8 protein-coding genes are annotated in these 13709 nt (G+C 62.0%); 1 reads left to right on the top strand and 7 read right to left on the bottom strand.

The features are described from left to right. Positions 1-2 precede the first annotated feature (2 nt). The 4 genes from E2F48_RS00965 to E2F48_RS17225 are packed head-to-tail and all read right to left on the bottom strand — an operon-like array spanning position 3 to position 5513. Positions 3-2213, bottom strand: coding sequence for an ATP-dependent DNA helicase RecG (locus tag E2F48_RS00965; protein ID WP_246018459.1), 2211 nt, complete (start codon positions 2211-2213; stop codon positions 3-5). Continuing rightward, positions 2203-3165 (bottom strand): DAK2 domain-containing protein, encoded by a 963-nt coding sequence (locus E2F48_RS00960; RefSeq protein ID WP_133402164.1) that lies wholly within the window; start codon positions 3163-3165, stop codon positions 2203-2205. The genes E2F48_RS00965 and E2F48_RS00960 overlap by 11 nt, the downstream gene beginning before the upstream one ends. 22 nt (positions 3166-3187) lie before the next feature. After that, positions 3188-4180 carry a thiamine-phosphate kinase gene (locus E2F48_RS00955; RefSeq protein WP_133402163.1) on the bottom strand — a complete coding sequence of 331 codons (993 nt, stop codon included), beginning with the start codon at positions 4178-4180 and terminating at the stop codon, positions 3188-3190. 40 nt (positions 4181-4220) lie between these two features. Then, complete coding sequence (locus tag E2F48_RS17225; RefSeq protein WP_165968660.1) at positions 4221-5513, bottom strand: heparinase II/III domain-containing protein; 1293 nt, start codon at positions 5511-5513, stop codon at positions 4221-4223. Positions 5514-6994: 1481 nt separating this feature from the next. On the opposite strand from E2F48_RS17225, the gene wecB reads away from it, so the two are divergent. Next, positions 6995-8164 carry a non-hydrolyzing UDP-N-acetylglucosamine 2-epimerase gene (gene wecB / locus E2F48_RS00945; RefSeq protein WP_133402161.1) on the top strand — a complete coding sequence of 390 codons (1170 nt, stop codon included), beginning with the start codon at positions 6995-6997 and terminating at the stop codon, positions 8162-8164. Between the two features lie 348 nt (positions 8165-8512). On the opposite strand, the gene E2F48_RS00940 is transcribed toward wecB, so the two are convergent. From E2F48_RS00940 to E2F48_RS00930, 3 genes are all read right to left on the bottom strand, one after another. Continuing rightward, positions 8513-10216: a heparinase II/III domain-containing protein gene (locus tag E2F48_RS00940; RefSeq protein ID WP_133402160.1), complete on the bottom strand. Its 1704-nt coding sequence runs from the start codon at positions 10214-10216 to the stop codon at positions 8513-8515. Between the two features lie 83 nt (positions 10217-10299). Then, the gene (locus E2F48_RS00935; RefSeq protein ID WP_133402159.1) at positions 10300-12564 is read right to left on the bottom strand and encodes a glycosyltransferase; all 2265 of its coding nucleotides are present in this window, start codon (positions 12562-12564) and stop codon (positions 10300-10302) included. Continuing rightward, complete coding sequence (locus E2F48_RS00930; RefSeq protein WP_133402158.1) at positions 12561-13562, bottom strand: hypothetical protein; 1002 nt, start codon at positions 13560-13562, stop codon at positions 12561-12563. The genes E2F48_RS00935 and E2F48_RS00930 overlap by 4 nt, the downstream gene beginning before the upstream one ends. Positions 13563-13709 lie beyond the last annotated feature (147 nt).

Genomic DNA, 13709 nt, shown 5'->3' with positions numbered 1-13709 from the left:
CTCTAACCGCGTTCCAGGAAGGCTTCCTTTTCCGGGTTGAGGTACAGCTCGATGGCGAGGGCGAGCCCGGGGTACTCCGTCAGGTCCGGATCGGCGAGCACGACGTCCTGCGCGTCCGCGCGGGCCTTTTCGATCAGGGCGGCATGCTGGATCACCTTCAGGAACCGCAGCGCGGAGTGGCCGCCGGACTGGGAGGCGCCGAGGATATTGCCCTCGCGCCGGAGTTCGAGGTCCTTCTGCGAGAGTTCGAACCCGTCCGTTGTCGAGGCGACAGCGGCGAGGCGCTCCCTGCTCGGGTGGTCGGGCTCGAGCCGGGTGACCAGCAGGCAGGTTCCCGCGTGGCCGCCACGGCCCACCCGCCCACGCAGCTGGTGGAGTTGGGAGATGCCGAATCGGTCGGCGTCCATGATGACCATAAGGGTCGCGTTCGGCACGTCGACGCCCACTTCGATGACGGTGGTGGCGACCAGCAGCTGCAGGGCGCCGTCGTTGAAGCGGCCCATGATGTCGGCCTTGTCGGCCGGGTCCATGCGCCCGTGGAGCATCCCGATCGAGACCCCGCGCAGCTGGGGTGCCTCCTGGAGCGACTCGAAGAGTTCGGTGACGCTGGTGAGGTCCGACGGCGGAGCCGCCGCGCCCGACGGCTGGTACAGCTCCAATGCTGTGGGATCGTCCTCCTGGCCCGCGGTGTCCCCGATCTTCGAGCACACGACGTAGACCTGCCGCCCGGCGTCGATCTCCTCACGGGCGCGTGACCAGATCCGGTCGATCCACGCAGGGTGCTCCGCGAGGCCCACCTCGTGGGTGGTGATGGGAGACCTGCCGGCGGGCAGCTCGGAGAGTGTCGACACCTCGAGGTCCCCAAAGACGGTCATGGCGACGGTGCGGGGAATCGGCGTGGCCGTCATGACGAGGACGTGGGGTGAGGCGGAGGCCTTGGAGCGAAGGGAATCGCGCTGCTCCACGCCGAAGCGGTGCTGCTCATCGACGACGATCAGGCCAAGGTCGAAGAACTGCACGTTCTCCGAAAGGAGCGCGTGGGTGCCGATGATGATGCCCGCCTCCCCCGAGGCGGCCTCGAGCAGTGCACGACGCCGCTGCGCGGTGGGAAGGGATCCGGTAAGCAGCGCCACCCGGGTGCCGTCGGAGGCGCCGCCGAGCATCCCGCCCTCGGCGAGGGGGCCCAACGTCCGGGTGATCGACTGGTAGTGCTGCGCGGCGAGGACCTCGGTGGGTGCCAGCAGCGCCGCCTGGCCCCCGGCGTCGATGACCTGGAGCATGGCCCGAAGCGCAACGAGGGTCTTGCCGGAACCGACCTCGCCCTGAAGGAGCCGGTTCATCGGATGGTCCCGCGCCAGTTCCGCGGCGAGGGTGTCCCCCACCTCCCGCTGGCCCCGGGTGAGGGTGAACGGAAGGCGGGCATCGAACTGATCAAGCAGGCCGCCCGCCTGCGGCGGCCTGCTGGTCGCCTCCTCGCGGGCGGTGAGGGCCCGGCGGCGCACCAGGGCCGACTGGAGCACGAACGCCTCCTGGTAGCGGAAGCGGTGCTGGGCGCGGTAGGCCTCCTCTATGACGGTGGGCCGGTGGATCAGCTCATACGCCTGGGGCAGGGTCATCAGCTTTTCCCTGCGGGCGACGGCCTCGGGGATCGGATCGTTGAGCTGTTCGCTGTCGAAGGTGTCGAGGATGGTGCCCACCGCAAGCGCGATCCGTTCGCTGCTGACCTTCTCGGCGGCGGGATAGACCGGGATGGGCTTGTTGATGTAGTCCGGGTCGTCGTCGTCCTCGAGCAGGACGTAGCGGGGATTGGTGAGGGAAAGCTTGCTGCGGTACACCGTCACCTTGCCCGAGAACATGGCGCGGACGCCGGGCCGCAGGTCCTTCTCGGCCTTGTACCCGTTGAAGTAGGTGAGATTCATGCCGCCGAGCCGGCCGTCGGCGTCATCCGTGATGACGACCTCGAGCAGCATGCCCTTCCGGGTGTGCATCCTGCGGGAGTTGGCCGACTGGACCCTCGCGATGAGGGTGACTTCCTCGTCGACGGGCACGTCGGCGATGGGGGTGAGTTCGCCGCGCTTCAGGTAATTGCGCGGGAAGTGGTTGAGCAGCTGGCCCACCGTGAAGAGGTTGAGGTGCTTCGCCAGCAGCTTGGCCAGCGACCCAAGGCGACGATCCAGCGGAACATCGAGTTCCGCCTGCAACCTACTGTCCATGGCCCTCAAGGACCGGCGCTCCGGCGGCGTCGTCTTCCGACGATGAGAGCTGGGTGAGCGATATGTTGTCGGGGGTCCCGGCCTCGTGGATCAGCTTGAGGGCGGGCTCGGGATCGACGACGTGCACATGGACGCGCCAACGGTAGCCCTCCTCGACCTCGGTGACGGCGCTCATGATGACGGAGTCGCCCAGCTCGTCGAGGTGCAGCCGGAGCGTGGCGGCGTCGAGCGGGCTGAGGTTCATCGTGAACATGATTTCCACCCCGTCAGTGTCCGCTCCGCGGTGGATGTGGGGTGCCTGGATGTTGTAGCCGTGGAGTCCATCGAGCAGTTCGTCCTGCAGTTCCTCGCCCAGGGACGCGGCGCGCAGGGCGTCGAGGATGAGCAGGAAGCCCACCCCTCCGGCGTCGACCACGCGCGCCTCGGTGAGGGCTCCGAGCTGGCTTTCGGTATCGACCACGGCTGCGAGTGCGCACTCGACGGCGGCCTGCAGGGTCAGGGCGAGCGCATGGTTGCTCTCGTCGGTCTCATGCTCGCCTGCCGTCTTGGCCGCACCATGGGCCGCGGCCTCCAGCACGGAGAGCATCGTGCCGGGTACGGGGTCGCTCAGGGCGGACCAGCTGCGGATCTGCGCACGGTGCATCGCGGCGGCGAGGAGGCGGGAGGTGAGCCGGGTGGTTCCCTTCAGCGGCTCGGCGATGGCACTGAGGAAGACGGCGATGAGGGTCCCCGAGTTGCCCCGGGCATCCTCCATGGCGGCCCGGCCTGCAATGGCCAGCAGCTCGCCCAGGTCTGTGGTCTCGGCGTCGTGCACCGCCCGGGCGGCAGCGCACACGGTGAGGTACAGGTTGGTGCCGGTGTCGCCGTCTGCGACCGGGAAGATGTTGATGGCGTTGAGACGGTCGCTGTGATTGCCGAGGGACTCTTCGGCGTTGCTTAACCATCGCTTCATCGCTGTCGCGTTCGCGGTGATCTTAGTGTGCAAAGTGATCCCATCCGATCGAAGCCGGAGCCTGCGACCCAACCGTCACACGGGGCGTCCCTGCCGATACCGAGCCTACCGCAGTAAAACGGGGAGGAAGCGTAATTTCCGGGCCGAAGACCGCGAGCAGGCCGTGATCCTCGCCTCCCCCAAGCACCCACTCCAGGGGACTTTTTCCGAGCAGGCGCCCCGCTGTCCGGAGGGGCCTGGCGAGCTCACTCAGCGCCTCCGGGTCGAAGTCGATGGCGACGGAACTGGCCGTGGCGATCCGGCCGGCGTCGCGGATGAGACCGTCGGAAATGTCGAGCATGGCGCGGGCACCCGCCCGCGCGGCCTCGGGTCCGGCCTCCAGGGGCGGCTCGGGGCGGCACTGGGTAGCGATGAGGCCGAGCTCCTCCTCGCCAAGGTCTTCGATGTCGGTTCCCGATTCAAGCAGGGCAAGGCCGGCGGCGGCCCGGCCTGCGGTCCCCGCGAGCGCGACGACGTCGCCGGGTCGGGCGCCCGAGCGCAGGACCGGGGCGCGGCCCTCCAGTGTGCCGGTCACCGCTGCCGTCACCACGATTTCGGTGCCGCCGCCCAGGTCGCCGCCGATCACGCCGCAGCCCGTGGCCCCAAGCTGCTCAATCGCATCGGTGAGGCCGTCGGCGAGGGCCTCGACCCACTCCACCGGAGTTTCGCCGGGCAGGGTGAGGCTGACGAGCAGGGACGTGGCCCGGGCGCCCATGGCGTTGATGTCGCTGAGGTTCTGGGCGGCGCATTTCCAGCCGACGTCGTACCCGGTCGTCGCGAAGCCGTTTTCGCGCAGCAGCCGAAAGTCCTTGTCCTGGACCAAAGTGTCGATGGAGATCACTGTGCGTCCGTCGGGGGCGGCGAGCACGGCCGCGTCATCGCCGCGGCCGACCACCGCTGCTTCCGCCCGTGCGAGGCGCGGGAAGATGCGCTCAAGCAGCGCTGATTCGCTCAGGTCTCGGACTGTAAGTGGCACTGTTCCACCGTAATGGGTGACGGTGACGTTCCCGCAGTCTCTACCAGACGATCGAGGTGAGGTTCAGGCTGGTGACGTTCGGCATCGACAGCTTCACCACTGTCAGCACGGCCCCAGTACTTGACGTTTCCGGAGCCGGTGCGGCAGTGAGCACCGCACCCGCCGGAACTCCCTCGAAGCGAATGTAGGCGGTCTGGCCGTTTTTCCTCAGGACCACCCGTTTGGTGTCCGGGTTGATGCTCACCGCGGCATCCGTCACCCACTGCCAGGTCAGGGGCAGGGCGGAATCCGAACGAACAACGTCCTTGATCGCCATGCTGGTGCTGCCGTGGACGACGGTTCTGGAGGCCGACGTCGTCCCCGGAAGGGCACCGACCAGGTTGACGGATGCGGTGGTCGCGTTGACCAGCGTTGTCGCCGCCTTTGCGCTGCGCGGCTGGTTATTCGCCCCGATCATCAACGTGGAGTGGGAAGCGGTTTTGGTCTTCCAGTAGTTCCAGCGGGTGGGCTCACTGTAGTAACCCGGCGGACTGCCCTTTTCCCCTCCCGGGTCTACCGACCACTGCACACCGCGCCGGTAGAAGGAGACACTGCCCAGGTCAAGGTGCGCGTGGTTGGCGGCGTTGTCCCCCCCCTTGAGGGTGGCTGTTCCGCCGGGCAGATGAAGTGCAGCGAGGCCTGTCTGTGGATACAGGCTCGAGACCTTCGCAGGGACGGACGTCGACGGGGTCCACCACCACATGAGGTGTGCGTCGGGTTTTGCCTTCAGTTCCCTGGCGACCCACGCAGCGACTGCTGGGGCCTTGCGTGCGTACGCGTCCCACGCCGGCATCAGCGGACTAAGGGGGTTCGGATCAGCGTCGGCGAAGGGTACGGGGAGATTATCGGGCCCGGTGCTGTTCAAGACGTAGTTGGACATCTTCGCCGGGGACGGCATGGCCATAGGCGGGGTGGCGTAGGCATTGGGAAGGGTCGAGTAGAGGGTGGCCAGGGCCCGGCTCTGATAGGTCCAGTACCCCGGCCCCTCCTGTGTACCTCCGTCGGTGGTAATCATCCGCAGCGCCGGCTGAATGGATACGAGGGACTCACGTGCAAGAGCTGCTGCCTGCACGGGTGACTTTTCCAAAAAGACAGCCGAGGCCACGAAGGTCGCGGTGTTGTGGATTGCAGCGATATTTGTGGCTGCGTCGACGAAGTTCTCCTTGTCGGCATGCAGGCAGGTATGGGGACCGATCCAGCGGATCAATACCGACTCCTCGAGGCCCGTGGCCGAGGACCAGTCGGCCGCAGTTCCCGCAGCCAGCAGGAGATGGGAGGAGTTGAGCGTGCTCATGGACTCCGGTCCACCCTCAATAACCTTTTTTGCATCGGATCTCAGTGCTGCGCCCGCCTGAGCATTGTTCGCCTGCAGCCAGCCGTATCCCAGTCTGGCGACCCGGGGCGCGTAGCCTGCCCGCAGTTGATCAAGGGTGAGGACTTCGGTTGCCTGCGCAGAAGCGGACCGGAGCATCTGTTGGTGGATGGGTGCCAGCATAGAGTCCGTGGCCCCTCGTGCATTCGTTGCCGCTACCATTGCCCCGTTAGTGATAACGCCGGGCCCTGCGGCTGGAAGCTTCGGGGCAAAAGTGGAGCTTGCCGCGGGCAACGCGCATCCTCCGGGGAACCCAACCCACCCTGCGGCCGAAGGAATGGTGGCAGATCCCGTTTCCAAAGCGGTTTTCCACGCGGGCGACTTGAGAGTGTGGGGCCTAGCGACTTTTCCAATCACTGCCAGCTGGTTCGCGGAATCCGCGGCAAGGAGCGTGGTGAAGGCTGCAGCGCGCGTCTTGGCGGACTGATAAGCCGCCTGGGTAACCGAGCCGTTCAGCGACCCCACAAGGGCATTCTTTGCAACCGATTGCTGAACGGCACGGAGGTCGTACAGCGTCTTGAGCTGGCGCGCGCTGACGAGAACGGTGCTGGCGCGAAGCTTCTCGTTGTCAACCGCGACCGTAGCGGCCGTCATAGCTGTCTGGGTGTTCGCGGCAGTAACGAGATCTGCCGCTTTCTGGAGCGAGATGGTTCCGGCGGCAATCGCATCTTTCACAATCAAACCATTGGCCCGTGGCAGAAGCGAAATGAAGTTGCGTGACTCCACATAGTGAGCTTTGGCCGCCGTAATCCTGGAGCGCAGAACGGCCCGCTGCTCGCTCAGTGTCCCAGCGATGACAGAGTTCACCTGCACCTGGGCCACCGCGGGCGGGACCACAATGGCGGGGAGGCCGGTGCACAACAAGCCAATGGCCACGACGACGGGGCCCAAACGAAAATTCCGAGACACGATACAAACCCCCAGCTTCAGCCGACCCCAGCGCCGGCACCCCAAAGTGGATTTATTGGAGTTGCACCCAGTGTATGTACCTTCGTTACAAGGCGATATAGTTTATGCCGAATCCCAAGGCGTTGACGCGAGCAATTAGGCGCCTGCAGCGGGCCGTACGACCGCACCATGCCGTCGATCAGGACGGTAGTGTCGGCGCGAAAGAGGCGTAGTCATGACGAACGAAGAATCAGGGCATTCATTCCTGCCTGCGGCTCGGCATATGCGGCGTTCGAGGACAAGGGCCTCCATGCCTCAGCGCCGGCGAAACGCCGAGCGACGGACACCACAAGCGCGTCTGACCCCGCTGAAATCGGCTCAGCGGCTCAAAGTTAAAAAACTTGTTGCTGCCGCTGTTGTTACTTTCGTTTCTCTTGTGGTTCCGGGTTTGATCCTTGCGCTGGTTCTGGTGGGATAGTCTTATCCCGCAACTTCTAAGCAGTCAGGGGATCCGCTTGCCCACCATCATGCCCATCTACGGGACCAGGCCCGAAGCCATTAAGATGGCACCCATCGTCGCCGCCCTCAAGGAATCCGACCAGTTTGCCTGCGTCGTGACGGTTACCGGACAGCATCGGGCGATGCTGGACCAAGTGAACGACCTTTTCGGGATTGTTCCCGATCACGACCTAAATATCCTTAAGCCGGGTCAGTCGCTGAGTGCAATCATGACCCGGACCATCGACGGGCTGGACCGGCTTTTCAAGACTGACAAACCTGACGCTGTGATTGTGCAGGGCGACACAACGACTTCCACCGCCGCGGCCATCGCCGCGTTCTACCACGGCATCCCGGTGGTCCATGTCGAAGCAGGCCTGCGGTCAGGCAATCCCCTTTCCCCCTTCCCGGAGGAGGCGAACCGCAAGCTCACCTCCCAAATCGCAAGCCTCCACCTGGCTCCAACCTCAACGAGCAAGGCGAACCTGCTCGCGGAAAACATTGCGGAGGAGGACATTGTGGTTACCGGCAACACCGTGATCGATGCCCTGCTTGAAACCGCCCAAAAGGAGGTGGCATTCTCGGATCCCCGGCTGGAGAATCTTGCCGCCTCGGGCCACCGTGTCCTCCTCGTGACGACGCACCGCCGGGAGAATCAAGGCAACGCCATGCAGGGCGTCGGTCGGGCTCTGGCCCGCATCGCCGACGCAGAACCTGGCGTGACGATTGTTTTGCCCGCGCACAAGAATCCCATCGTCCGTGAAGCCGTGTTGCCCGCCCTCGAAGGCAAGCCCAACGTATTGGTCATCGAACCATTACCCTACGGAGAGTTCACCCGGCTTCTGTCGATCTCCCACCTCGTGCTCACCGACTCCGGCGGGGTCCAAGAGGAAGCCCCAAGTCTCGGGAAGCCGGTGCTCGTTATGCGCGACAACACCGAGCGCCCCGAGGCGGTGCTCGCTGGCACCGTGCTTCTCATAGGGACCGATGAAGACCGTATCGTCAAGGAGGTGGACCGCCTGCTAAATGACCGGGAGCACTTCGACTCGATGGCACAAGCCGTTAACCCGTACGGCGACGGACTGGCGGCCGACCGAACGACGCATGCGATCGCAGAGCTGCTTGGATGCGGCGTTCGGATCAGTGAGTTCGAAGTCCCACAGCAAGTCCCCGCAGCGGTCGTATAGGTCAACGAGGAGGTGGCTCCCGGTAGCGCGCACCGGGCTGCCTCAACGCGCTGCACACGCTGAAGCGATCACACAAGCGCTCCCATTCAGCTCAGGGGACCAGGTATGTGTAGCCGAGCATCCACTGTGGACACTGCTACCCCCGGGCCACCGTCCGTCCTGCTCCATCAATATTTGGGTCGGCTGAGCCCTCGCCCGACTCGAGGCGACTGCCGCAGGGGATCATGGCACTTCCTCGCCCCAGCCGCATTGAGACAATCGGCGAGAGCCAGTTCTGTCCACGACCGGGCGCAATTGCTTCGTCCTTCTCTGAAACGCCGACCCATCCATTGCGACCCCAAAAATCTTCTAAGGCTTGTCCCATTTCCGTTGCAAATCGGCAGGGAATCCTGGCCGCGATCGCAGCGACAGCATACCCGTCATTCTATTGACGTCTATGGAGAAGGAATCTTGCCCTACATGGATCCTCAGGACGCATGTCGTGTCTGTGTCGCTCCGAAGACTCCACCCAAGATCTTCTCCGGCGGGCACTGCAACCGCCGCTGTCAGCAGAAAAACCTGCTCTCCCTTCACATCGAACCCTACGCACGGCGCTGGCAACGCCTCGCCCTCACGGCGAGCGACGATGCCTTGAACGGGCTCCAAGTTTCCCCTCCAATAACTCATTCCGCTGTGTCCATGGAGGTTTTCCCTCGTCACGTGAAATCGAATCAACACCAATTCAAGATCACCGCGCGCGGAGGAAAAACGCACCATGTCTTGGGACGATTCAGCAAGCTCAAACTCGGGCGCGATGTGCCAAAGCTGACGAAAGTGGTACTGCCGCCCGTTCTGTCCAGCCCGGTCGACGAAGATCAAGGGCCCTTTGTCCACGGCAAGCATAGTGCGAGTTCGCTTGACGCCGTAGGCCGAGTCCTCGAACTCATAAAACGAGGAGTGCTCGCGCTGTTGGTGGGATGTGAGACTTGTCGCCACCGACCAATCGTGGCGATGACCGACTATCTCCAGAACGTTATGCGCTGAAGGCGACCGTAAATGGTCCCTCACTACACCGGGGGCGTAGCCAGAATGACCTGAGTCGATGATCAAATTTCTTCCATGGTCGTACCAGGTGACACTCATGTGATCGTTGTGACCATGTATTACCCGACCACGGCCAAAACGGACTGAATAAAAGGACTCGTCCGAAAAAGGACGACTTTCCCCCCACCCGCTCCTACCGAAGACGTATCCCTCGCGATACACCTTAACCCGAGCTGCAGGCGGGAACTCAGCGTCATCGGCTGAATCAAACCAGGACCGAGGTTTCCCCTCACCCGACGACTCGTCGTTCGGGTAACTATCTCCTAGTTGAACGTAGTCTCCAGAGGGCTCGATGGAGTGATAGATGAACTGACGGAGTTTTGCCAGTGACTTTTGCAGCTGTATGTGCTCCTGAAATCCATTCTGATCGAACAGACTCACAACGGTTTCGAGTAGTCGCGCCACATAACGCCCGTATCCTGTCGCTTGCTCATTGACCGCCCCTTCACTGTCAATCATCACCGAGAAACTATCCATCAAGCGCGACCTTGCCCGTTTGATTTCCTCTGGGAGGTTCAACAGCAACGCCCCGGCGAGGCCACCGATAGATTGGACAACGCCGTGGTTCCAGTGTCCGTCGAAGAAGTCGTCTGACAGACAATGAATGGTATGAGCCCGAACCGCGTTGCGGATCCAGGGCTCGTCGACCAGCTCCGCCAGCCCCACCAGCGTGGTGAGGCGCAGGCCGCTCGCATGACCGTCCCAGGCCGGAAGCGTTTTCGCGCCCTGTGACTGATCCCATGCGATCCACGACTGAGCGACCTTGACAGCTAGCTCCCGGAAAGAAGATCCCCCCTCCGGGCCTGAGCGCAAGGACCCAGCTACCAACTGGTCCACCCATTTAAGGGAATGCAGCCACATCCGCCATGATGGGTGGTCTATCGCCCCCTTGCCGACGCCAGACCACGGGATATCGTTCCAGTCGAGCTCGGTCCGTCGGTGGGTGAATAGTTTGAGCGAACCCTGCACCAACGCTTCATTCGTGTTCCATCCGTCTAGACCGGAGCTGAAGCCGATTGTCCATCGTTGAGGTCCGCCGGCACCCAATTGTCTCACTGACCTGTAACGGCGAATCGGCCCACGTGTTCGGCAGAAGGCCCAGCGCTACCAGAGAGGACGAGGCTCAACCAACTGGACGCGACATTTGGGCTATCAAACCTGCGCGCGAACTCTCTTGCCGACTGGCTCGCTAGTTCGTAAGCGGAGGGGTTGTCCATGAGCGCCCAAACATGCTCTGCAGCCGCATCTGTTGACTCATGGACGAACTCTTCTCCAAAAATCTCTTCCACACCTGGCCGCCTCCAAAACACCGGAACCGCACCTGACGCCATTCCCTCCGCCGGAGCAAGATGAAAACTTTCAGAAGAGCTTGGCGACAATATGAAACCTATTTTCCTCAACCAGTTGCCCATATCCGCACCGAAAGGCTCGAAGACCACCTTGTCCCTCAGACCCGGCGTGCTTCCAATTCGGGAGAAAAACTCGCGATACAATTCACGCTGCGGAACCTTCTTCCACTCCCATGGATACTCCCAGGGCATGCGACCCTTAATATGTAGGGTCGTATCAGGGTTCTTTGCGGACAACCTTTCTAGGAGATCGAGGGCCCGGTCCGGTCGTTTCCGAATCGGAACGATTCCGACAATACCGATCCTACTTCGGCTTCCCTCAACCTTAGGCCGGGAGAGATCCGCCGCATCGATACCATTTGCAATTACAACCACCTTATTAGGTGCGCAGCCCGTTCGCTCTATTGTGACGTCGCGGTAAAGGTCAGAAACACATACCACGGTATCCACAGTATCGAAATCAATGTCTTTCAACCACGGACCGCTGAGCTCGAACATATGCAACCTCACCAGGAGTTTCTGCTCGGGTCGCACGCGCTGCGAGTAATAAACCGCGTTCGGTCCAGCCCATTCGCAAATAACGACATCGGCCCACTCAAGCAATGCTTCCGAGGTGGCGCCATCATGCGTGTGAAGGGTGCTCCATTTGTCAATCCGAAGCTCCAGATCTTCTCGTGCCGCCAGCGCGTCAATGAGCTCCCCTGCAAATTTGAGGTCATGTCCCGCCAGCACGACACGGGTCACGGTCTGAGAGCGGGCAGTGGTGGCGTAATTCGGCTCGGACCTTGCGAAGCTTTGCTCCAGGCGCTGAGCAGCCCGGGAGATGGAATACTCTCGAACCGCCTCACGGGCGGCTTTGCCCGCCGCCAGTAACTGCGAGCGGTCGGCCGAGACAGATTCAAGGACTTCAAGCAGATTATCCTCAACGAAGAGCGGATACTGTTCCCCGAAAATCTCCTCATGAGCTTTGGTCCGGTTGATAAGAGGCGGGACCCCCAGGGCTGCGTATTCCAAGAGTTTCGTGGACAACTCAAGGCTCTCATCGAGCGCAGCAGTTCTCCAGCTCAATCCGATGTGATGACCTGCAACCATCTCTAGGGCTTGTTCCCTGGCGTGCCCCCCTAGCCAGTTAACGCCAGCGGAGTCGGATGCGGCGGCCCGCATCGCTGGGGCCCATTTAGGATCTTTCGGATCGTCTTGAAACTTATCTCCAATCAACGTTAGCGACGTTTCGACTCCACGTTCCGCGAGCTTGGCTGGAACATCGCACATCTCAAGCGTTCGCCAGTCCCGTGCAAACTTCCCCGAGTAGACCAGACGCAACGGACCCGAACTATCAACCCTCGAGGTTTCCTTACCCCCCGCGAATAACGCGTCCGGTATCATAGGCGGCAGCAGCACGACTTTGCCTGAAGCCGCGGGAATCGCCGATTCGAGATACCCCCGCGACTGCTCCGTCTGCGCGAACACTCGTCGCGAGCTTCCCATCACGCGGGCAAGTTGGGCTCGGAGTTCATCACTCCAAGCTCCTTCCTTGTCGGGGATGTCAGTCATATAAGGCCACAGTCGGCCGTTCAGCTTCCCGCTATTGGCCAGATGTATGACGATGGATCTGCCTCGAGCGATTATTAGATCGAACGGGCTGGCCTCGTCGATTCCCACGAGTATCTGCGCTGCCAGTCGAGGATGGAGCGCCTGCTTGATGTCATGGGGACGACTAATGTCTTCGAAATGTTTGAGGACTGTAACCCCTGGGAGTTCCTCAATCTTCTTTGACAAGCGAGAGTTAGTGACCTGGGCCTTCAGCAGAACCGTAACCGAAGAATTCGTCATGCTTAGCGCTTCAGCCATGGAAGCCAGCCAGATTGCTGACCCATCGATGATGTTCAAATCGACGTCACCATAAAGCAAGATGCTGCGCTTTGCCCGGCTAGTCGATTCAACTCCTCGATACGCCTCGACAGTCAATTTATTTCCTCCATAGTTCGCGCGGCTGCAGCATATTTCTGCAACTTCCTTGTTAGTTCCGTTCCTTCAAGATCCGCCTCGCCGGCGTCGAATACTTCGGAGGGAAAGGTCCAACTGACCAGTTTTTCTATTTCTCGTGTACGCACATCTGGAGACCTGTGAGTCTGCAGGAAGTAGATGAGCGTTTGGGAGCGATCCGCCCATTTGAGTAACCACAGGATGTCCCTATACAGGGCCGCGCCTTGGGTGGATTCCGCTCCAGCCCACGGCCCGCTTCTCAGCGCCGCCTGGTCGATTATGACTACGTCTGGCTTACGCGCTGTAATCCACGCACGAAGAGTGGACGGCATCAACGGGTCAACCGTGAAGGAGTCGGCGAGCTGTGAACGCAGCGGATCGGACAGCACCCCGGCCACCCGGGTGTGCATCCTAGACCGCCCGTCACCCTCGAAGCCGTGAGCGCCATAGATGGCCTCGAGCAAGGCCCCGGAGACGTCGACCGAGTCGACTTGCGCCGCTGCCCGCCCCGTTATCACAGCCGGATCAAACGGCTGTGCACCGCTCGGGTCGGACGAAATTTTTTTTGGGTCTGCAAGCGAAGTGCGGCGTAGCTGAATCTCGTTTCGGACGAGAATATCCTTCGGCAGGGACTTCCACGCCGCGAATCCGAACCTTATCCCGACACACCTAGGCGGCGCTTCAAGAGCGAACGAGTATTGTCCCGACTTGTCAACGTCCAGATATACGAAGTCGCCGAGCTTGCCCCGATACAACGGTCTGGGTCCGGGAATGCTTTCACCATCGGGACTGATGAATTCGACTAGCATTATTGCGCTCTTCGCTCCGTACGCCCTCTGACGCGCTTCGAGGTAGATTGATACATCGAATGGACCCGGCGGAAGGCTATACGTGCCACTCCATTTCGGCTCAGCCAGCAAGCCTTGGAAAGACTGCGGCTCCAGGTCTTTCCGGAGGTATAGATTTTCGTCGATGCTCAATGTCGGGGACAGTCCTTCTCTATTAAGTGCTTTCTGCGGGGAGCTGCCCCGGATCGTATATCTCTCGATATTTTACGCGGGTTCCACACACGCGCGAACCACGGACGGCGACACGCGCCCCCCCCCCCCCCCCGTGACTTAAGCCTT

The sequence above is a fragment of the Arthrobacter crusticola genome (assembly GCF_004357995.1).
Classification (GTDB): domain Bacteria; phylum Actinomycetota; class Actinomycetes; order Actinomycetales; family Micrococcaceae; genus Arthrobacter_D; species Arthrobacter_D crusticola.
The sequence above is the reverse complement of the archived record's forward strand: the minus strand, read 5'-3'. Positions and strand labels throughout refer to the sequence as shown.

What these genes read in the sequence shown, in the direction of transcription:
- E2F48_RS00960 (WP_133402164.1), bottom strand. Translation starts at nt 3,165, where the DNA reads ATGAAGCGATGGTTAAGCAACGCCGAAGAGTCCCTCGGCAATCACAGC.
- E2F48_RS17225 (WP_165968660.1), bottom strand. Translation starts at nt 5,513, where the DNA reads ATGAGCACGCTCAACTCCTCCCATCTCCTGCTGGCTGCGGGAACTGCG.
- E2F48_RS00965 (WP_246018459.1), bottom strand. Translation starts at nt 2,213, where the DNA reads ATGGACAGTAGGTTGCAGGCGGAACTCGATGTTCCGCTGGATCGTCGC.